The sequence below is a fragment of the Mycobacterium sp. NAZ190054 genome, from assembly GCF_001545925.1.
Classification (GTDB): domain Bacteria; phylum Actinomycetota; class Actinomycetes; order Mycobacteriales; family Mycobacteriaceae; genus Mycobacterium.
The window spans coordinates 1-18,665 of the sequence record NZ_LMVQ01000589.1 but is presented as its reverse complement, the minus strand read 5'-3'; the positions used below and the strand labels follow the sequence as shown (position 1 = coordinate 18,665).

General features: G+C 70.0%; 19 protein-coding genes and 2 pseudogenes. 13 read left to right on the top strand and 8 right to left on the bottom strand.

Features of this window, described 5'->3' with window-relative positions:
- Positions 1 to 254, top strand: a pseudogene (locus ASJ79_RS33560) (hypothetical protein); the annotation flags it as partial.
- Positions 255 to 275: 21 nt separating this feature from the next.
- Here the strand turns inward: ASJ79_RS33560 and ASJ79_RS30315 are convergent.
- Positions 276 to 1,157, bottom strand: a complete 882-nt coding sequence (locus ASJ79_RS30315) for a universal stress protein (RefSeq protein ID WP_067963630.1) — start codon at positions 1,155 to 1,157, stop codon at positions 276 to 278.
- Positions 1,154 to 3,460, bottom strand: coding sequence for a phosphoenolpyruvate synthase (ppsA, locus tag ASJ79_RS30310; protein ID WP_067963628.1), 2,307 nt, complete (start codon positions 3,458 to 3,460; stop codon positions 1,154 to 1,156). The genes ASJ79_RS30315 and ppsA overlap by 4 nt, the downstream gene beginning before the upstream one ends.
- Positions 3,461 to 3,613: 153 nt before the next feature.
- Between ppsA and otsB the strand changes: the two genes are divergently transcribed.
- From otsB to ASJ79_RS30295, 3 genes are read left to right on the top strand one after another with little or no spacing between them, the layout of a single operon-like run.
- Positions 3,614 to 7,165 carry a trehalose-phosphatase gene (gene otsB, locus ASJ79_RS30305; protein WP_197420440.1) on the top strand — a complete coding sequence of 1,184 codons (3,552 nt, stop codon included), beginning with the start codon at positions 3,614 to 3,616 and terminating at the stop codon, positions 7,163 to 7,165.
- Complete coding sequence (locus tag ASJ79_RS30300; protein WP_082754155.1) at positions 7,162 to 8,130, top strand: 1-phosphofructokinase family hexose kinase; 969 nt, start codon at positions 7,162 to 7,164, stop codon at positions 8,128 to 8,130. The genes otsB and ASJ79_RS30300 overlap by 4 nt, the downstream gene beginning before the upstream one ends.
- Positions 8,131 to 8,183: 53 nt before the next feature.
- Positions 8,184 to 8,969, top strand: coding sequence for a universal stress protein (locus ASJ79_RS30295; RefSeq protein ID WP_067963633.1), 786 nt, complete (start codon positions 8,184 to 8,186; stop codon positions 8,967 to 8,969).
- Here ASJ79_RS30295 and ASJ79_RS31805 read toward each other — a convergent pair.
- Genes ASJ79_RS31805 through ASJ79_RS30280 form a run of 3 tightly spaced genes read right to left on the bottom strand, consistent with a single transcriptional unit; the run spans position 8,966 to position 11,582 of the window.
- Positions 8,966 to 9,277: an NAD-binding protein gene (locus ASJ79_RS31805; RefSeq protein WP_156448709.1), complete on the bottom strand. Its 312-nt coding sequence runs from the start codon at positions 9,275 to 9,277 to the stop codon at positions 8,966 to 8,968. The two genes, ASJ79_RS30295 and ASJ79_RS31805, sit on opposite strands and share 4 nt — an antisense overlap.
- A gap of 42 nt (positions 9,278 to 9,319) precedes the next feature.
- On the bottom strand, positions 9,320 to 10,189 hold the full coding sequence (locus ASJ79_RS30285) for a universal stress protein (protein ID WP_067963622.1): 870 nt from the start codon (positions 10,187 to 10,189) through the stop codon (positions 9,320 to 9,322).
- Positions 10,173 to 11,582 (bottom strand): wax ester/triacylglycerol synthase family O-acyltransferase, encoded by a 1,410-nt coding sequence (locus ASJ79_RS30280; protein WP_067963619.1) that lies wholly within the window; start codon positions 11,580 to 11,582, stop codon positions 10,173 to 10,175. Before ASJ79_RS30280 ends, ASJ79_RS30285 begins: the two co-directional genes overlap by 17 nt.
- Positions 11,583 to 11,876: 294 nt before the next feature.
- On the opposite strand from ASJ79_RS30280, the gene infA reads away from it, so the two are divergent.
- The 8 genes from infA (at position 11,877) to truA (ending at position 16,517) form a co-directional block, all read left to right on the top strand.
- Positions 11,877 to 12,098, top strand: a complete 222-nt coding sequence (gene infA / locus ASJ79_RS30275; protein WP_003418601.1) for a translation initiation factor IF-1 — start codon at positions 11,877 to 11,879, stop codon at positions 12,096 to 12,098.
- 51 nt (positions 12,099 to 12,149) lie between these two features.
- A complete protein-coding gene (gene rpmJ, locus ASJ79_RS30270) occupies positions 12,150 to 12,263 on the top strand; it encodes a 50S ribosomal protein L36 (RefSeq protein ID WP_003879483.1) in 114 nt (37 codons plus the stop codon).
- A 158-nt stretch (positions 12,264 to 12,421) separates the two neighbouring features.
- On the top strand, positions 12,422 to 12,796 hold the full coding sequence (rpsM, locus tag ASJ79_RS30265) for a 30S ribosomal protein S13 (protein WP_067963615.1): 375 nt from the start codon (positions 12,422 to 12,424) through the stop codon (positions 12,794 to 12,796).
- A gap of 6 nt (positions 12,797 to 12,802) precedes the next feature.
- Positions 12,803 to 13,213, top strand: a complete 411-nt coding sequence (rpsK, locus tag ASJ79_RS30260) for a 30S ribosomal protein S11 (protein WP_011895801.1) — start codon at positions 12,803 to 12,805, stop codon at positions 13,211 to 13,213.
- A gap of 14 nt (positions 13,214 to 13,227) precedes the next feature.
- A complete protein-coding gene (gene rpsD / locus ASJ79_RS30255; RefSeq protein WP_067963613.1) occupies positions 13,228 to 13,833 on the top strand; it encodes a 30S ribosomal protein S4 in 606 nt (201 codons plus the stop codon).
- Positions 13,834 to 13,910: 77 nt separating this feature from the next.
- Positions 13,911 to 14,975: a DNA-directed RNA polymerase subunit alpha gene (locus ASJ79_RS30250; protein ID WP_067963610.1), complete on the top strand. Its 1,065-nt coding sequence runs from the start codon at positions 13,911 to 13,913 to the stop codon at positions 14,973 to 14,975.
- Positions 14,976 to 15,049: 74 nt separating this feature from the next.
- Positions 15,050 to 15,634: a 50S ribosomal protein L17 gene (gene rplQ, locus ASJ79_RS30245; RefSeq protein ID WP_067963607.1), complete on the top strand. Its 585-nt coding sequence runs from the start codon at positions 15,050 to 15,052 to the stop codon at positions 15,632 to 15,634.
- Between the two features lie 7 nt (positions 15,635 to 15,641).
- Positions 15,642 to 16,517, top strand: coding sequence for a tRNA pseudouridine(38-40) synthase TruA (gene truA / locus ASJ79_RS30240; RefSeq protein WP_067963605.1), 876 nt, complete (start codon positions 15,642 to 15,644; stop codon positions 16,515 to 16,517).
- Here truA and ASJ79_RS30235 read toward each other — a convergent pair whose 3' ends face one another.
- Genes ASJ79_RS30235 through ASJ79_RS30225 form a run of 3 tightly spaced genes read right to left on the bottom strand, consistent with a single transcriptional unit; the run spans position 16,518 to position 18,573 of the window.
- Entirely contained in the window at positions 16,518 to 17,180 is a 663-nt protein-coding gene (locus ASJ79_RS30235; RefSeq protein WP_067963602.1) for a cutinase family protein, read from the bottom strand.
- A 28-nt stretch (positions 17,181 to 17,208) separates the two neighbouring features.
- Positions 17,209 to 17,850 (bottom strand): cutinase family protein, encoded by a 642-nt coding sequence (locus ASJ79_RS30230; protein WP_067963599.1) that lies wholly within the window; start codon positions 17,848 to 17,850, stop codon positions 17,209 to 17,211.
- Between the two features lie 51 nt (positions 17,851 to 17,901).
- On the bottom strand, positions 17,902 to 18,573 hold the full coding sequence (locus ASJ79_RS30225) for a cutinase family protein (protein ID WP_369803791.1): 672 nt from the start codon (positions 18,571 to 18,573) through the stop codon (positions 17,902 to 17,904).
- On the opposite strand from ASJ79_RS30225, the pseudogene ASJ79_RS34655 reads away from it, so the two are divergent.
- Positions 18,504 to 18,665 (top strand): annotated as a pseudogene (locus ASJ79_RS34655) (NADPH:quinone oxidoreductase family protein); the annotation flags it as partial. The gene ASJ79_RS30225 and the pseudogene ASJ79_RS34655 overlap by 70 nt on opposite strands.

Sequence of the window (18,665 nt, the reverse complement as noted above, 5' to 3'; positions counted from 1 at the left end):
CCCAGGTCGCCGTCGCCTCCGTCGCGGCGCAGACCCATGCGGTGTTCGTCGAACTGCGGTGCGCGCTCCCCGCCGCGCAGGCCGCGCAGCGGATCTCGAGCAGGGGGCCGTCGGCGTCGGACGCCACGCCGGCCATGGCGGCCGATCTCGGCGGCGGGGCACAGGACTGGCCGAGCGCCCACGAGATCGACACCAGCCGTGCGCGCGTCGACGCGGTGTCGCAGGCGCACGAGCTGTGCCGCGTCATGGTGTGAGAGGTTTCCCGCTGCCGACGGTCAGGGACGCACCACGACCACCGGCGCCAGCGCCGCCTCGGCCACCGACGTGCTGACCGAACCGAGAAGCATGCCCTTCAGGCCGCCTCGCCCACGGCTGCCGACGACCACCAGCTGGGACTGCCGGGACTCGTCGATCAACCAGCGTGCGGGCTTGTCGCAGACGATGCGGCGCCGCACCCTGACGTCGGGACAACGCTCCCGCCATCCGGCGAGACGTTCGGCGAGGATCTCGTGCCCGCTCTCTTCGTGGGTGTGCCAGCCGGCTCCGAGGATCGGGAAGACCTCGGCGTCGCTCCACGCGTGGAGCGCCACCAGGTCGACGCCCCGCCGCGCCGCCTCGTCGAACGCGAACGCGATGGCCGCCTCCGAGGCCGGGGACCCGTCCACGCCGAGCAACACGGGCAGATTGCGGTCGGTCTGCCTGACCACACCTTCCCGCACCACCGCGACGGGGCACCGGGCATGGTGCAACAGGGCGCGGCTGACCGACCCGAGCACCGCGCCGCCCACCGGTCCGAGCCCGCGGGTGCCGATCACCAGCAGATCCGCGTGCGCCGAGGCGTCCGCCAACTCCGGGACCACACCGTCGTGCCGCAGCTCCACCCGCACCTCGGGCGGCTCGACGTCGTGCACCGCGTCGCGCAGCGTGAGCTTCGACTGTTCGACCACGTGCCTGGCGTTGTCCTCCTGCCAGTCGTAGAAGCTGGTGACCACCGACTCGATCGGCCAGGTCACGATGATCGGTGTGGTGACGTGCATCAACGTCACCGGCAGCTTCCGCAGCACCGCTTCCTGGGCCGCCCAGCGGACTGCGGCGTGCGACTCGGAGGAACCGTCGACACCGACGAGGATCCCGTGCCCGGGTGCGTTCTCGGTCATGGATGCGTCCTTCCGTGTTGAGACGATCTCGCTGCTTCCACCAGGATCCGGCGCTCGGCGGCGGCGATCACCCGCCGGGTGGCGTCGACGGCATCGGGGTTGACCGACACCGACGTGATGCCCAGGCGCACCAGATGTTCGGCGAACGCGGGGTTGGTCGACGGCGCCTGCCCGCACAGTGACGAGGTGATCCCGAACTTGTTGGCGGTCTCGACGATCCGGCGGATGGCGTGCAGCACCGCCGGATCGGACTCGTCGAACAGTTCGGCGCACACGTCGGAGTCGCGGTCGACGCCGAGCACCAGCTGGGTGAGGTCGTTGCTGCCGATCGACACGCCGTCGATGCCCATGCCGATGTACTCGGGCAGCCAGTGCACCACCGACGGTACCTCGGCCATCACCCACCGGTGCAGCCCCCGCTGGCGGCCCAGCGGACTGGCGTCGACAAGCCCCAGGCACTCCTCGAGTTCCCAGCGGGTACGCACGAACGGGATCATCAGCGCGACGTTCGGTGACTGTTCGCGCACCCGGGCCAGCGCCTCCAATTCCAGCGCGAACAGCTCGGGTTCCTTCACGTAGCGGTAGCAGCCGCGGAAACCGATCATCGGGTTGTGTTCCACCGGTTCGTAGTCGGCGCCGCCGGTCAGACCGCGGAACTCGTTGCTGCGGAAGTCCGTGGCCCGGTACACCACCGGCCGAGGAGCGAACGCTGCGGCGATGCTGCCGACCGAGGACACCATCTTGTCGACGAGCGCCTGCTGTTCGCCGTGCGCGATCAGGTCGCGGGGATGACGGCCGCCCAGCGCCTCGGTCAGCATGAACTCCGCGCGCAACAGCCCCACCCCGTCGACCGCTTGAGCCGCGACGGTTTCCGCGCTGTCCGGCATGGCGAGGTTGACATAGACCCGGGTGCCCGTGGGTTCGGCGACCGCGCCGGCCGGCGGGGCCGGTGCGCCGCGCTCGGTCACCGTCACCGCCGGCGCCTGCTCGACACGTCCCGACACCACTTCGCCGCGGGCGCCGTCGACGGTCACGGTGGTGCCGTCGTGCAGGTCCCTGGTCCCGCTGCGCGTGCCGACGATGCACGGAACACCGAGTTCGCGCGCGACGATCGCGGCGTGGCAGGTCATCCCGCCGGTGTCGGTGACCAGCGCCGCCGCCCGGCGGATGGTGGGCAGCCAGTCCGGGTTCGTCATCTGCGCGACCAGGATCTCGCCCTGCTGCAGGTGGTGTCCCTCGTCGGGCGTCTGCAGCACCCGCACCCTGCCGGACGCGATGCCCGGGGCCGCGGCGAGCCCGCGCGCCAGCACGACGTGTTCGGTCCTGGCCGGCGGAGTGGTGTGCCCCAGCGTGGTGATGGGGCGCGCCTGAACCAGATAGGCGGCGCCGTCGCTGATCGCCCATTCGGTGTCCTGCGGGCAGCCGTTGTGGCGCTCGGTGGCGATCGCCAGCTCGGCGATGGTGCGCAGTTCGTCGTCGCCGAGCACCCGCCGGTCCGCCTGCGCGTCGCCGAGGTCGACGGTGGTGTCGGCGCCGTCGGTGCCCCGCACGATCTTGAACGCCTTGTGGCCGATCCGGATGTCGATCGGTTGCAGGGTCTCCTTGGAGACCACGTACGTGTCCGGTTCCACCTCACCGGACACCACCACCTCGCCGAGACCGAACGCGGCCTCGATCACCACACGGTCCCGCGCGCCGGTGCTCGGATCGGCGGTGAACGCGACCCCGGACTTGTCGGAGTCGACCATCTTCTGCACCACCACGGCCATCGCCGGCTCGCCGAGGAAACCCCGGCTGGCCCGGTAGGTGATGACGCGCGGACTGAACAGCGACATCCAGCACCTGGTCACCGCGGCGACGAGTCCGTCCTCGCCGGTCACATTCGTCAGCGTGGCGTTCATCCCGGCGAACGACGCGTCGGCGCCGTCCTCGCCGGTGGCCGACGAGCGGACGGCGACCACCGCGTCCGGGCCGAGCCCGCGGTAGGCCGTCAGCATCAGCGACGCGACGGCGTCGTCGATGCCGGCCTTGCGGACCAGCCCCTGCATGTGTTCGCACAGCTCGGCGAGTCGAGCGGTGTCGGCGACGTCGTCGAGCGCTTCGCGGTGCAGCGCGGCGAGTTCGGTGTCGACGCCGCCGGCGCGCATGGAGTCGCGATAGCAGTCCCGGAGCAGGACGAAGCCCGGCGGCACGGGCAGCTTCGCGGCGACGAGTTCGCCCATGTTGGCGCCCTTGCCACCGGCTTCCTCGGCATCGCCGATGGTCAACGCCGAGATGTCGCGGAGATGGGTAGCTGTGTCCATGATCTCAGCGTCCGCCCTCCCGGCCGCGCCGCGTAGCGTCCGAGGACCGCTCACCGGTGGCCGAAAGTCCCTTCTTGGTGGGTCCATTGGTCTCTTCCCAGGATGGACCCGGACGCGCTGCGATGGAGTCATTCTGGCTTCGAGGGGGCTGCGATGGCGCTGCCGGTGTTCGTCGATCCGCGGTATCACGACGCGGTGCTGGTGGGCGCGGACGCCGCGGTGAGCGCGACGTTCACACGACAGCTCCAGGCCGCCGAGATCATCGTCGCCGTCGTGGACGGATGCCGCGACGCCGCTGGGTTGCAAGACACCGCCCGGCAGCTGGGGGTACGCCCGGCCCGTGCGGTGGTCGTCGACGCGGACCCGGCCCGGCTCGGCGCCGCCCGGGACGGAGGCTTCGGTCTGGTGATCGGGCTGGACCGCACCGGTGGCGCCGACGATCTGCGCCGGTGCGGAGCCGACGTCGTGGTGCCCGACCCGGTCGCGGTCACGGTACGCGACGGGTACCGGCGGATCTCCGCGCTGGACGACGCGCTGCGCTCCTACAGCGAGATCGCACCGCTGGCCGAAACACGCAGGCCCGCAGTGCTCCTCGATTTCGACGGCACGCTCTCGGAGATCGTGGGTGACCCGTCGGCGGCCACCCTGGTTCCCGGTGCCCGGGCAGCACTCGAAACGCTCGCCGCGCAGTGTCCGGTCGCGGTGATCAGCGGTCGGGGCCTGGACGACGTCCGCAGCAGGGTCGACGTCCCCGGCATCTGGTATGCCGGCAGCCACGGTTTCGAGATGCTGTCGCCCGACGGCACCCATCACGAGAACCGGTCGGGACAGGAGGCGGTCCGCGTGCTCGCCGGTGCGCAGACCGACCTGCGGCGCGGGCTGGACGGCATCGACGGTGTGCTGATCGAGGACAAGCGGTTCTCCGTCGCGGTGCACTACCGCAACGTGGTCGCAGACCGGGTCGACGAGGTGATCTCGGCCGTGCGGATCATCGGGCAGCGCAACGGGTTACGGACCACCGGTGGCAGGAAGGTTATCGAGCTGCGTCCCGACGCGGACTGGGGCAAGGGTGAGACGGTCGAGTGGATCCTGGACCGGGTCGACGGCAGGGAGCTGCTGCTGCCGATCTACATCGGCGATGACCTGACCGACGAGGATGCCTTCGACGCGTTGCGGCACAAGGGGATCGGTGTCGCGGTGCGCAATCCTGAATCCGCTGACCGCCGGTCTGCGGCCCGGTTCGTCCTCGACGGTCCCGACGCCGTCTGCGGTCTCCTGACCCGGCTGTCGGATCAACTGGCGGTCGAGCAGGACACCGCCCACGACCCCTGGACCCTGACCTTCGGCGGCTACCGGGCGGCCGACGAGCGGTTACGGGAGGCGCTGTGCACACTCGGCAACGGGTACCTGGCGGTCCGCGGCGCGGCGCCGGAGAGTCGGGCGGGCCGGTTCCACTATCCGGCGACGTATGCGGCCGGGATCTACAACCGGCTCACCGACCACGTCGGGGACACCGAGATCGACAACGAGAGCCTGGTCAACCTGCCGAACTGGTTGCCGCTGACGTTCCGCATCGACGGCGGCCCCTGGCTCGACCTCGACACCGTCGACGTCACGTCGTATGTGGCGACGATGGATCTCCGCCGGGCCACCCTGACCCGCGAGTTCACCGTCAGCGACGGCGCCGGCCGGGTCACCCGGGTCAGCCAGCGCAGGCTGGTCGCGATGCACAGGCCGCACGTGGCGGCGATGCGGACCACCGTGTGGCCGCAGAACTGGTCCGGCCGACTGGAATTCCGTTCCGTGGTCGACGGCGGCGTCGAGAACCTGGGTGTGGAGCGCTACCGGGATCTGTCGTCGCGGCATCTGGCCGTCGACGGTGCGCGGGAGATCGCAGACGGCTCGGTACTGCTGGAGGCAAGGACCGTCGAGTCGAAGATCCGGATCGCCGTCGCCGCGCGCTCGCGGATCGTCGGTCTTGACCCGTCACCGGTGACCCGCTCGCTGCTGGTGGAGGACCGGCGCATCGGGCACGACCTCGCCGTGGACGCCGTCTCCGGGCAGGCGGTCACCGTGGAGAAGGTGGCCGCGGTGTACACCAGCCGGGACCACGGCATCTCCGGGCCGGTCGCGGCCGCCGAGCGGGAACTCGCCGCCACCGGTGACTACGACGACGTCGAGGGGCGGCACCGGCTGGCGTGGGCCCACCTCTGGGAGCGGTTCAACGTCGACATGGGACACGACGTCGACCTGCTGCGGCTGGTGCGGCTGCACCAACTGCATCTGCTGCAGACACTGTCGCCGCACACCGCCGACCTCGACGTGGGGGTGCCGGCTCGTGGACTGCACGGCGAGGCGTACCGCGGACACGTGTTCTGGGACGAGCTGTTCGTGTTCCCGGTGACGAACATGCGGCTGCCGAAGGTGACGCGTTCGCTGCTGCTGTACCGCTACCGCCGGTTGCCCGAAGCCCGCCGCGCGGCACGTCAGGCCGGTTATCGGGGTGCGATGTTCCCGTGGCAGTCGGGCAGTGACGGGCGAGAGGAAAGTCAACGGCTGCATCTGAATCCGCGGTCGGGGCGGTGGAATCCCGACGCCAGCGCGCGGGCACACCATGTGGGTCTCGCGGTCGCCTACAACGTCTGGCAGCACTACCAGGTCACCGGTGACATCGGGTTCCTGATCGACTACGGCGCCGAGATGCTCGCCGAGATCGCCCGGTTCTGGATCAGCGCGGCCACCTTCGACCCAGCCCGGGAGCGGTATGTGATCCGGGGCGTGATCGGGCCCGACGAGTTCCATTCCGGTTATCCGGGACGCGATTACGACGGTGTCGACAACAACGCCTACACCAACGTGATGGCGGTGTGGGCGATCGTGCGGGCGTTGGAGGCCCTTGAGCGGCTGCCGCTGTCCTACCGGCTCGCGCTGCTGGAGACCCTCGGGATCGGTGACGACGAATTGGCCCGCTGGGAGGATGTCAGCAGGCGCATGTTCGTGCCCTTCCACGACGGGGTGCTCAGCCAGTTCGAGGGTTATGCCGAACTGGCCGAACTGGACTGGGACGGCTACCGCGACCGTTATGCGGATCTGCAGCGCCTCGACCGCATCCTGGAAGCCGAGGGCGACAGCGTCAACAACTACAAGGCAGCCAAGCAGGCGGACACGCTGATGTTGTTCTACCTGCTCTCGGCCGACGAACTCTACGAGTTGTTCGAGCGCCTGGGTTACACGTTCACCCCCGATCAGATCCCGGCCACCATCGACTACTACCGGCAGCGCACCTCGCACGGCTCCACCCTCAGCGCGGTGGTGCACTCGTGGGTGCTGGCCCGCGGAGACCGGCGTCAGGCGATGCACTATTTCCGGCAGGTGATGGCCTCGGACGTGATCGACATCCAGCACGGCACCACGGCCGAGGGCATCCACCTCGCGGCGATGGCGGGCAGCATCGACCTGCTGCAGCGGTGTTTCACGGGCCTCGAGCTGCGCCGGGACCGCATCGTGGTCGGACCGATGTGGCCCGCGACGCTGGGCCGGCTGACCTACACGTTCCGTTATCGCGGGCACCGGCTGCGGCTCAGCGTGACCGGCCGCAGTGCCACACTGAGCGCCGAACCCGGTGACGCCGCCCCGGTGATCGTCGAAAGTCGCGGGGACACGCGGACTCTCGCCGCCGGCTGCACCGTCGAGTTCTTCCAGTGATCGTCACGCTGACGCCGAACCCGGCCCTCGACGTCGCCGCGGTCGCCGACGAAGTGCAGGCCTTCCACAAGATCCGTTGCCGCTCCGAACGATCCGACGCCGGCGGGGGAGGGGTCAACGTGGCGCGGTTCGTCCATGCGCTGGGCGTCCCGGTGACAGCGGTGCTGACCGCAGGCGGAACCACCGGCGTCCGCGTCGTCGAGCTCCTCGACGCCGCCGGAGTGCCCGCCACGATCGTTCCCATCGACGGGACCACCCGCGAGAGTTTCACCATCGACGACGCCGCCACCGGCAGGCAGTTCCGGTTCGTGCTGCCCGGGCCCAGAATCACGCGGTCCGAGCAGGAGCAGTGCCTCGACGCACTGCGGGAGGTCGCTGTGTCGGCGCAGTACGTCGTCGCCAGCGGTAGCCTCCCGCCGGGGGTGCCGCCGGACTTCTGCCAGCGCGTCGCCGACGTGTGCGAGCAGCTGGGCGTCCGGCTGATCCTCGACACCTCCGGCAGCGGGCTGAGCCATGTCAGCTCCGGTGTCTTCCTGCTCAAACCCAGTCTGCGGGAACTGCGTGACTGCATGCGGCGACCACTGGAGACCGAGGCCGAGCAGCTCGCGGCGGCCCACGAACTCATCGACCACGGTGTCGCGGAATCCGTCGTGGTGTCGTGCGGGGCCCGCGGCGCGCTGCTGGCAGGCCCGGGCATCAGCGAATCATTCGCGGCGCCGGCGGTGCGTTCGGTCAACGGGGTGGGAGCGGGGGACGCCATGGTGGCGGGAATCGTGGTGGGACTGGCCCGCGGTGCGCGACTGCGCGAGGCGGTCGGGTACGGCGTGGCCGCCGCGGCGGCCAAGCTGCACACCCCCGGCACCTCGGCGTTCGACCGCGCGGACGTCGACCAGTTCTTCCACGCCCGCTCATACAGCTCGGTTTGCCTGCCCGGCGCATGGTCCGGTGACAGGATGATCCGGTGACCGGCGAGGCCGGGTCCGCCGGCCACGCCGCCCCGCCTGCGGAAGGAGCCAACATGCCGCAACACCATCCGGTCGGCGGAGTCGTGGTCGGGGTGGACGGTTCGGAGTACTCGCACGCGGCGCAGCGATGGGCCACCAGAGACGCCGAGCTGCGCGCTGTGGCACTGACGACCGTCCACGTGGACGGGGAACAGGCCGGACCGGCCGAGCCTTCCGGCGCCCGGGACACCGACGTCGTGCATCTGCCCGGCAGGCCGGTGCCGGTACTCGTCGAGCTGTCCGGGCAGGCGCAGCTGCTCGTGGTGGGACGGCACGGCCGCGGCGAAGGGCGCCGCAAGGTGCTCGGGTCGGTGTCGGTCGGGGTGCTCCACCACGCCCGCTGCCCGGTCGCGGTCATCCACCACGAGGACGGCCGGGAGCATCCGCGGCGGCCGGTCCTCGTCGCCGTCGACGGCTCGAGAACGTCGTCGCAGGCCGCCGCGATCGCGTTCGAGGAGGCCTCCCGGCGTGGTGTCGACCTGCTGGCACTGCACGTCTGCAAACAGGGCGAGCGCCGGGACCTCTACGGCCCGGGCACCGACGAACTGCAGATCGACGCCGAACGGTTCCTCGCCGACACGCTGGCCGAACTGCGGCAACGACATCCGGGGGTCCCGGTGCACCTGTTGGTGCGGTTCGAGAACCCGGCCGGTCAGATCCTGGTCCAGGCCGAACGCGCGCAGCTGGTCGTGCTGGGCAGTCACGGCCGCGGCAACGTCGCGGGCACGCTGCTGGGTTCGGTCAGCACCGCGGTGGTCGACGACTCCCGGATACCGGTGCTCGTCGCACGCCGGCGCTAGGCAGTGGGGCCTGAGTCGTCGGCCATCAGCCGGTGGAGCTGTTCGGATGTGGAATGGGCTGCGGCGGAGAACGGTTCGAGCACCACGTCGACACCGGCCGACCGCAGCAGGTCGGCATCGCGGCGGGTATGGGCGGTCAACGCGACCGTTCCGGCGAACCGGTGCTCGCGAAGCCCGTGCAGGAGAGCGAGATTCGTCTGCAGTTCGGGGATCGCGCTGATGACGTACTTCGCCCGGTCGAGAGGCAGCGCATGCCGAGCCCGAGGGCGATCAGGTACCCGAATGCGGAGGTCAACACGATCTGCCACCCACCCGAGTGACGGCGAGGGTGGCGAACGGGTGCTGACCGGTCATCTGGGGCGTGCCACGATCACCGGCGCCCGGGCCGACTGCACCACCGCGTTGCTGACCGAACCGAGCAGGGTGGCGGCGACGGCCCCGTAGCCGCGACTGCCGACGACGACCAGTTGCGCGGTCTCGGAACGCTCGACCAGTCGGCGCGCCGGTTGATCCGGCACCACGACGGACTCGACCTCGACGTCCGGGAACCGCCGCTGCCACCCGGTGAGTTGTGCGGCGATCTCCCGGTCGACGTCGGGGCGCACACTGTCCCATTCGAATCCGGGCATGGCGAACGCGCCGGGCGACCACCAGGCGTGCAGGGCGACGAGCGCGACCCGGCGCCGGGAGGCCGCATCGAACGCCAGGGCGACGGCGTCCTGCGAGGCCGGGGAACCGTCGAAACCCAGCACCACGGGCCCGTCGGGCCGTGCCGTCTCGGCCGGGATGATCGCCACCGGGCAGTGCGAGTGGTGCACCAGCGCCGTGCTCACGCTGCCGAGCGCTGCGCGGGCCAGCGCTCCCCGTCCGCGGGTGCCCACCACGACCAGACCGGCGGTCCGCGACGCCTCGATCAGCGCGCCGGCCGGTGTGGCCACGCTGAACTCGGTGCGCACCGGAACGGCTTCACCGGTGATGCCCGTAGCGGTGCGTGCGGCGTCGGCGAGGACCTCGCTCCCGATCTGCTGCTGCCATTCCATGAAACCGACGGGCACCGGAGCCAGCGGCCACGCCCCGGTGGGCAGCGTGGCGGCGAACAGGATCTCCAGCGGCGCCTCACGCAGCACCGCCTCGTTGGCCGCCCATTCGAGCGCGGTCCGCGATATCGGTGAATCATCCACCCCGACAACGACACCGGCGCCTTCAGTGGCAGCTGTCATCCTGCGGTTCCTCCGATCGGCCGGTTGTCGCCAGCGTAGCCGCCTCGACCAGGCTGTTCACCCCGTCCGCGATACCGGCGGTGAGCTCGTCGACGTCCGGGAACGCGTCGAAGTCGGTGATCACCCCGAACGTCAGCTCGTCGCCGTAACTGAGGATCGCGACGGCGGTGCGCAGGTGCAGCGCCACCGGCGGAACGGGCAGCATGCGCACCACGTCGCGGCCCATGACCCGTAGTCGTCGCCGCGGACCCGGCACGTTGGTCGCGAGCGTGACCACGCCCCGCTGCGGCAGCGAGGTCAGCGCACGGATGGTCCGGGCGGCCAGCGCGTAGGGGACCAGCTTCGCCGCCGTGACGGCCGCGCCCGCCGCTTGACGTTGCCCCCCGGCCTTCACCCTGGACAGGCGGCGGTGCACGGTGCGCAGCTGCTCGACCCGGTCCGGTTCGTCGACCGGCAGGTACGGCAACATGACCGACACCCGGTTGTCGACCCGGTCCATGTCGTGGTCGGAGCGCACCGACACCGGCACCAGCGTGTGCAGTGAGTCGGGCCGAGGTTCCTCGCCGCGCCGCTGCAGCGCGGCCCGGAAACTGTCGGTGATCGCGGCCAGCGCGACGTCGTTGAGAGTGACGTCGAACGCGTCGCACACCGCCAGCACGCCGGCCAGCGGGACCTGCACGGCGCTGTAGCGGCGCATCGTCGTGACCGGACCGTTCAGCGTCGACGACCCGGCCGGGCGGACCAGGCCGTCGACGATCTCGATCGTGCCCTCGACCGTGACCGCGGTCGCCGATGTCAGCGCCGACACCGCGTCCCATGCGCCGCGGGCCCACCGCAACGGGTTCAGGGTGGGCCTGAGCAGGGCCGGCGGGTGGCCGTTGTGCGCCGGGCCGGCCCGGAGGGCCCCGACGTACGTCTCGCCCTCGCCGTCGTCGCTGAGCCCGGCCAGCATCCGCATCGTCGCGATGCCGTCGGCGATGCAGTGGTGGACCTTCATCAGCATCGCCCAGCGGCCCTCGGTCAACCCCTCGATGACCCAGCACTGCCAGAGAGGTCGCTCCCGGTCCAGGCGCGGTTCCATCGCCTCGGCGACGAACCGGTGCAGCGCGGCGTCGTCGCCGGGGCGGGGCAGCGCCGCGCGGTGGATGTGGTGGGAAAGGTCCAGGTTCGGGTCGTCCACCCACTCGGGCGCCGACAGGTCGAACGGGTGCCGGCGCACCACCTGCCTGAGCCGGGGCACCCGGCGGACACGTTCGTCGAACGCGGCCAGGATCTCGTGATGTGTGGGGACCGGGCCCTCCAGCACCGACACCGCGCCGACCGCCAGACTGACGTGCCGGTCGGCGTCCTCTGCGTCGAGGAAACCCGCGTCGAGGGCGGACAAGTGTTCCATGTCTCGACTATCTGCCCCGCCCCGGCGCCGCGGCAGGGTCCGAGGTCCCTGATCCCGAAGGACCTACGCCGGCCTGCGCACGGCCTCGTCCGGCGCAGATTTTGGACCAGCGCGGATCGCGAGTACCATGGATCAACGGTGCGGCTTCCGCGCCGACTTTTTGCGTGCCCCAGCGGGAACCTCGCCTCAAGCGGGAATTCCCCGGATCCGGCCCACGTTTTCAAGTCGGATCGAAGGCTGTGCCGAGAAGGCCAGCCAGCCGGTACGAAACGAAAGCAAGGATCGTTACACAGTATGGCCAAAAAAGACGGTGCCATAGAGGTCGAGGGTCGTGTCGTCGAGCCCCTGCCCAATGCGATGTTCCGCATTGAGCTGGAGAACGGACACAAGGTCCTCGCCCACATCAGCGGGAAGATGCGGCAGCACTACATCCGCATCCTCCCCGAGGACCGTGTCGTGGTGGAGCTCTCGCCGTACGACCTGTCCCGCGGGCGCATCGTGTACCGCTACAAGTAAGTCCCCCGAAGACCCCCGAAGAACCACCGAGAAGAAGGATCGACGACAGCCGTGAAGGTGAACCCGAGCGTCAAGCCGATCTGCGACAAGTGCAGGGTGATCCGCCGGCATGGGCGGGTCATGGTGATCTGCTCCGATCCCCGCCACAAGCAGCGGCAAGGCTGATCAGTCAGCCACGCAGTAACCCCACAACTGAATGATGACCTCCCAGTGCCACTGAGGGCATACGGCCCTCGAACACGTCCGGAACGGAGGCCGGACCCCGGGTGGACCCGGGAACGGACTGGGATCAGACCTCCGCACGATAGAAGGAACACTGCCTGATGGCACGTCTCATGGGCGTCGATCTCCCGCGCGACAAGCGCATGGAGATCGCGCTGACCTACATTTACGGCGTCGGCCGTACCCGCTCCCAGGAGATCCTGGAAGCCACCGGCATCAGCCGGGATCTGCGCACCAAGGATCTGACCGACGACCAGGTCACCCAGCTGCGCGACTACATCGAAGCCAACCTCAAGGTGGAGGGCGACCTGCGCCGCGAGGTGCAGGCCGATATCCGCCGCAAGATCGAGATCGGCTGCTACCAGGGCCTGCGGCATCGCCGTGGCCTGCCGGTGCGCGGCCAGCGGACCAAGACCAATGCGCGTACCCGCAAGGGCCCCAAGCGCACCATCGCCGGCAAGAAGAAGGCCAGGTAACCCCGGATGGCACAGGCAAAGAAGGGCGCCCCGAAGAAGGGGCAGAAGACCCGTCGCAGGGAGAAGAAGAACGTCCCGCACGGCGCCGCCCACATCAAGAGCACGTTCAACAACACCATCGTGTCCATCACCGACCCTCAGGGCAACGTCATCGCCTGGGCGTCGTCCGGTCACGTCGGCTTCAAGGGGTCGCGTAAGTCCACCCCGTTCGCCGCTCAGCTGGCCGCCGAGAACGCCGCCCGCAAGGCGCAGGAACACGGCGTCAAGAAGGTCGACGTCTTCGTGAAGGGCCCGGGCTCGGGTCGCGAGACCGCCATCCGCTCGCTGCAGGCCGCCGGCCTCGAGGTGGGTGCGATCGCCGATGTCACCCCGCAGCCGCACAACGGTTGCCGTCCGCCCAAGCGGCGCCGGGTCTAAGGAGGAACTGACTAATGGCTCGTTACACCGGACCCGTCACCCGCAAGTCGCGCCGCCTCGGCGTCGACCTCGTCGGTGGAGATCAGTCCTTCGAGAAGCGTCCCTACCCGCCCGGCCAGCACGGCCGCGCGCGGATCAAGGAGAGCGAGTACCGCACCCAGCTGCAGGAGAAGCAGAAGGCCCGCTTCACCTACGGCGTGATGGAGAAGCAGTTCCGCCGCTACTACGAGGAGGCCAACCGCCTCCCCGGCAAGACCGGTGACAACCTGCTGCGCATCCTGGAGAGCCGGCTGGACAACGTCGTGTACCGCGCCGGCCTGGCCCGTACCCGCCGGATGGCGCGTCAGCTGGTCAGCCACGGCCACTTCACCGTCAACGGTGTGAAGGTCGACGTGCCCAGCTACCGGGTGTCGCAGTACGACATCATCGACGTCAAGGACAAGTCGCTGAACACGCTGCCGTTCGAGGTCGCCCGGCAGACCGCCGGCGAGCGCCCGATCCCGGGCTGGCTGCAGGTCGTCGGCGAGCGTCAGCGCATCCTCGTGCACCAGCTGCCCGAGCGCGCGCAGATCGACGTGCCCCTCACCGAGCAGCTCATCGTCGAGCTCTACTCGAAGTAACAGTTCACGGCCCGGCCGGGCCGTGAATCACCTAACGGCATCAAATAGCGGTTGCCGAGAAGGAGAAAAGAAACACCATGCTGATTTCTCAGCGCCCCACCCTGAGCGAAGAGGTCCTCGCCGAGAACCGCTCCCAGTTCGTCATCGAACCGCTGGAGCCCGGATTCGGTTACACCCTCGGAAACTCGCTGCGCCGCACGCTGCTGTCGTCCATCCCGGGCGCGGCCGTCACCAGCATCCGCATCGACGGTGTCCTGCACGAGTTCACCACCGTCCCCGGGGTCAAGGAAGACGTCACCGACATCATCCTGAACCTCAAGGGCCTGGTCGTGTCCTCCGAGGAGGACGAGCCGGTCACCATGTACCTGCGCAAGCAGGGCCCCGGTGAGGTCACCGCGGGCGACATCGTGCCGCCGGCCGGCGTCACGGTGCACAACCCGGAGATGCACATCGCCACGCTGAACGACAAGGGCAAGCTCGAGGTCGAGCTGGTCGTCGAGCGCGGCCGCGGCTACGTCCCGGCCGTGCAGAACAAGGCCTCCGGCGCCGAGATCGGCCGGATCCCGGTCGACTCGATCTACTCGCCGGTGCTCAAGGTCACCTACAAGGTGGAGGCCACGCGTGTCGAGCAGCGCACCGACTTCGACAAGCTGATCCTCGACGTCGAGACCAAGAACTCGATCACCCCGCGCGACGCCCTGGCCTCGGCCGGTAAGACCCTGGTCGAACTGTTCGGTCTGGCACGGGAACTCAACGTCGAAGCCGAGGGCATCGAGATCGGTCCGTCCCCGGCCGAGGCCGATCAGGCCGCGCACTTCGCGCTGCCGATCGACGACCTGGACCTGACGGTGCGGTCGTACAACTGCCTCAAGCGCGAGGGTGTGCACACCGTCGGCGAGCTGGTCGCCCGCACGGAGTCCGACCTGCTGGACATCCGTAACTTCGGCCAGAAGTCGATCGACGAGGTGAAGATCAAGCTGCACCAGCTGGGTCTGTCGCTCAAGGACAGCCCGGCCAGCTTCGATCCGTCCGAGGTCGCCGGCTACGACGTCGCCACCGGTACCTGGAACAGCGATGCCGGCTACGACTCCGGCTATGAGGCTGACGACAACCAGGACTACGCCGAAACCGAACAGCTCTAACCCCACCATCTCGAAAGAGATCCGTCCCGGCCCTACCTGACACGGGGGTCGGCCCCACATAGGAGATAGTCGCAATGCCCAAGCCCACCAAGGGCCCTCGCCTCGGCGGGTCGTCCTCGCACCAGAAGGCGCTGTTGGCCAACCTGGCCACCTCGCTGTTCGAGCACGGCCGCATCAAGACGACCGAGCCCAAGGCCCGGGCGCTGCGGCCGTACGCGGAGAAGCTCATCACCCACGCCAAGAAGGGCACGTTGCACAACCGGCGTGAGGTGATGAAGAAGATCCGCGACAAGGACATCGTGCATGTCCTGTTCGCCGAGATCGGACCGTTCTTCGCCGACCGCAACGGCGGCTACACCCGCATCATCAAGGTCGAGAACCGCAAGGGCGACAACGCCCCGATGGCGGTCATCGAGCTGGTGCGGGAGAAGACGGTGACCTCCGAGGCCGACCGTGCGCGTCGCGCGGCCGGAGCTCAAAAGGTCGCGAGCGCGGGCGCTCAAAAGGTCGCCGCCGCGGCGGCGCCGCAGGCCGCCGTCGAGCCTGAGGCAGCCGAAGGTCCGGCCGCCGAGGAGGAGACCGTCGCCGAGGCTGACGTCACCGAGGCTGAAGCCACCGAGGCCCCCGAGGCTGAGGACAAGGCCGACGACGCCAAGTAGTCATCCGATGAACGAGCCCGCCACCGACTCCGGTGGCGGGCTCGTTCGTCTGCGCCTCGACATCTCCTACGACGGCACGGAGTTCGCCGGCTGGGCCACGCAGTCCGGGCAGCGCACCGTCGCCGGCGTCATCGACGACGCGCTCACGACGGTGTTCCGCACCGCGGTGGTGACCCGCTGCGCGGGCCGCACCGACTCCGGCGTGCACGCCACGGGACAGGTCGCGCACGTCGACGTGCCCACCGGCGCGCTCCCGCACGCCTACCCACGCACCACCCGACCGGGCGAGCCGGAGTTCGGGCCCCTGGTCCGCCGTCTCGGCCGGATGCTGCCCGAGGACGTCCGGGTCCGGGAGATCACCCGTGCCGCACCGGGATTCGATGCGCGGTTCTCGGCGCTGCGCCGGCATTACGTCTACCGGTTGACGACGGCCCCGTACGGTGCCGAACCGGCCGAAGCGCGCTTCGTCACGGCGTGGCCGCGACCGCTGGACGTCGACGCGATGTCGGCGGCCGGGCACGGGTTGGTGGGGCTGCACGACTTCGCGGCGTTCTGCCGCCACCGCGACGGGGCGACGACGATCCGCGATCTGCAGCGTCTGGACTGCGAGCGCGACGGCGACCGGATCCACCTGCACGTCAGCGCCGACGCGTTCTGCTGGAACATGGTCCGCTCACTGGTCGGTGCGCTGCTGGCCGTCGGCGAGCAGCGCCGCGACGCCGCCTGGTGCGCGGCGCTGCTCGGCTCCCCGAGGCGCTCCAGTGATTTCGCCGCCGCCCCCGCGCGCGGTCTGACGCTCGTCGGCGTCGATTATCCGCCCGATTCCGGGCTCGCGGCCCGCAACCGGGTGACCCGCGACCTGCGCACGGCCGACGAGCTCTAGTTACAGCCGGCCGACGATGAAATCGGCGGCCTGGTTGACCATCCCGGCGCCGATGTAGGCCGGCGCCAGGTGTGCCGGCCAGTAGTCCTGCCAGTTCTCCGGGGCGGTCGGGTTGCAGATCGGGTCATCGCCGTGGCACAGCTCGATGATCCGGTCCCGCAACGCCGGGTTGGTGAAGTTCGCGATCGGGCCGACCCACTGGCTGCCGTTGCCGAAGAGGGCGACCGCCGCGATGTGCTGATCCACCCCGTCGGGCAGCGGGCTCTTGAAGCCGAACGCGGCGATCGGGACCGCGACGACGACGTCGGTGACCGCCGCACCCAGCGAGTAGCCGCCCAGCACCAGCCGGGTGTCCGGGCAGTTGGCGGCCATGTACTGGATGCGCTGGCTCATGTCGTTGGCGCCGATGTCGACCTCGGTGTCGGCGGGGTACTTGACCGCGTACAGGTCGACGTCCCTGCCGGTCCTGTCGCGCAGCGCGCTGACCAACGCGTTGCCGATCTGGCCGGCGCCGGGGGACTCGATGCGACCGCGGGCGAATATCAACTCGACCTCGGGACACGACTGTGCCGATGCGAGCGGTGGGGCGACCACTGCGCCTGCGGCGAAGAGCAGCGCGGCCAGCGCCGACAGGACCCGGAATTTTCGCAGCTGACGAATCACCGTGTTGATCTTAATCGGCCTCGGCCGTTCAGATCCGGCTTGCGGCGAAGCCAGCGGCCTGACCGATGAACGGGGAACGTTCGTAGCTGGTGTGAGCGAACGGGTTCCGGCCGCCGGAGCAGATCGGGTCGCCGTCGGCACACAGGTCGATCGCCTTGCCGGCGAACGCGCCGCGGGCCGAGACCGGACTGCCGAACTTCGCCGACGGATTGCCGAACACGGCCACCGCGGCCACGTTGCCGTTCAGCGGAGCGGGCAGCGGAGGCGCCGACCCGATGGTGCCGATCCGGTCCCCGAGCGGCGGCACCCCGGCGAGCATGTCGACGACGGCGGCGCCCTGCGAGTAGCCGCCGAGCACGATGCGGGTGTTCGGGCACTGGGCCGCCATGAACGCGATGCGCCCGGTCGCGTCGACGGCACCGCTGGCGGTGTTCAGGAAGTCGTAGCTGGCGGGGTAGTTCACGCCGTAGGTGGCCACGGTGCGGCCACCGAGCTGGTTGCGCAGCGTGTCCGCGAGGGCCTGGCCGACGCGGCCGACGCCGGCCGGCTCACTGGTGCCGCGGGCGAACACCACCTCGACGTCGGGGCACGGCTGAGCGGAAGCCGTGCCGGCGGGCAGGACGACGGCGGCGGCCAGGGGCGCGGTCAGGGCAGCTGCGGCCGCGAGCATCCGGCGGCTCAGACGATCGGAAAGCACAAGACACGGTAACGCATAGCTGTGTTAAACAAGTCCGGCGACGAAGGCCGCGGCCTGATCGGTGAAGCCCCCGGGGCCGTAGTTGCTGTGGGCGGCGATGTCCCTGCCGCCCGAGCACACCGGGTCGGCGCCGTTGCACAGGTCGATGGCACGTGATCCCCACACCGGGCTGGCGGTGATCGGCAGACCGAGCTTGGTCGACGGGTTGCCGAACACCGCGATGGCGGCGACGAAGTCGGGGGTGTTGGGCGGTAGCGGCGCGGTGAAGCCGACCGCCGGGACCGGGACCGCGGCGATGATGTCGATGACGGCGGCGCCCTGCGAGTAGCCGCCGAGCACCAGCCGGGTGCGGGGGCAGTTGGCCATCATGTACTGGATGTGCAGGCTGGCGTCGTTGGCGCCCGCCGCGGCGGCGAGGAAGTCGAAGCTCGCCGGATAGTTGACGGCGTAGGTACCGACCGACCGGCCCCCGACGCGGCCGCGCAGTGAGTCGACGAACGCCGCGCCGACCCGGCCGAGGCCGGGTGGTTCGTCGGTGCCGCGGGCGAAGACGACCTCGATGTCGGGGCAGCCCTGTGCGTGGGCGACCGGCGTTCGGCGTGGCCTACCGCACGGCGTACCACACGCTGCGCTCGGTGGCCCGCATCCGACGTGGCGACGACGTGGTGGTGCTCGGCGCGGGCGGCGGCGTCGGATTGGCCGCGGTGCCACTCGGCGTCCAACTCGGCGCCGCGGTGACCGCTGTCGCGTCGTCGGACGAAAACCTCAAAACCGCAGCCGGGGACGGC

What these genes read in the sequence shown, in the direction of transcription:
- ppsA (WP_067963628.1), bottom strand. Translation starts at nt 3,460, where the DNA reads ATGGACACAGCTACCCATCTCCGCGACATCTCGGCGTTGACCATCGGC.
- otsB (WP_197420440.1), top strand. Translation starts at nt 3,614, where the DNA reads ATGGCGCTGCCGGTGTTCGTCGATCCGCGGTATCACGACGCGGTGCTG.
- truA (WP_067963605.1), top strand. Translation starts at nt 15,642, where the DNA reads ATGAACGAGCCCGCCACCGACTCCGGTGGCGGGCTCGTTCGTCTGCGC.
- ASJ79_RS30230 (WP_067963599.1), bottom strand. Translation starts at nt 17,850, where the DNA reads ATGCTCGCGGCCGCAGCTGCCCTGACCGCGCCCCTGGCCGCCGCCGTC.
- ASJ79_RS30250 (WP_067963610.1), top strand. Translation starts at nt 13,911, where the DNA reads ATGCTGATTTCTCAGCGCCCCACCCTGAGCGAAGAGGTCCTCGCCGAG.
- rpsD (WP_067963613.1), top strand. Translation starts at nt 13,228, where the DNA reads ATGGCTCGTTACACCGGACCCGTCACCCGCAAGTCGCGCCGCCTCGGC.
- rpsK (WP_011895801.1), top strand. Translation starts at nt 12,803, where the DNA reads ATGGCACAGGCAAAGAAGGGCGCCCCGAAGAAGGGGCAGAAGACCCGT.
- rpsM (WP_067963615.1), top strand. Translation starts at nt 12,422, where the DNA reads ATGGCACGTCTCATGGGCGTCGATCTCCCGCGCGACAAGCGCATGGAG.
- ASJ79_RS30285 (WP_067963622.1), bottom strand. Translation starts at nt 10,189, where the DNA reads ATGACAGCTGCCACTGAAGGCGCCGGTGTCGTTGTCGGGGTGGATGAT.
- ASJ79_RS30295 (WP_067963633.1), top strand. Translation starts at nt 8,184, where the DNA reads ATGCCGCAACACCATCCGGTCGGCGGAGTCGTGGTCGGGGTGGACGGT.
- ASJ79_RS30315 (WP_067963630.1), bottom strand. Translation starts at nt 1,157, where the DNA reads ATGACCGAGAACGCACCCGGGCACGGGATCCTCGTCGGTGTCGACGGT.
- infA (WP_003418601.1), top strand. Translation starts at nt 11,877, where the DNA reads ATGGCCAAAAAAGACGGTGCCATAGAGGTCGAGGGTCGTGTCGTCGAG.
- ASJ79_RS30280 (WP_067963619.1), bottom strand. Translation starts at nt 11,582, where the DNA reads ATGGAACACTTGTCCGCCCTCGACGCGGGTTTCCTCGACGCAGAGGAC.
- rplQ (WP_067963607.1), top strand. Translation starts at nt 15,050, where the DNA reads ATGCCCAAGCCCACCAAGGGCCCTCGCCTCGGCGGGTCGTCCTCGCAC.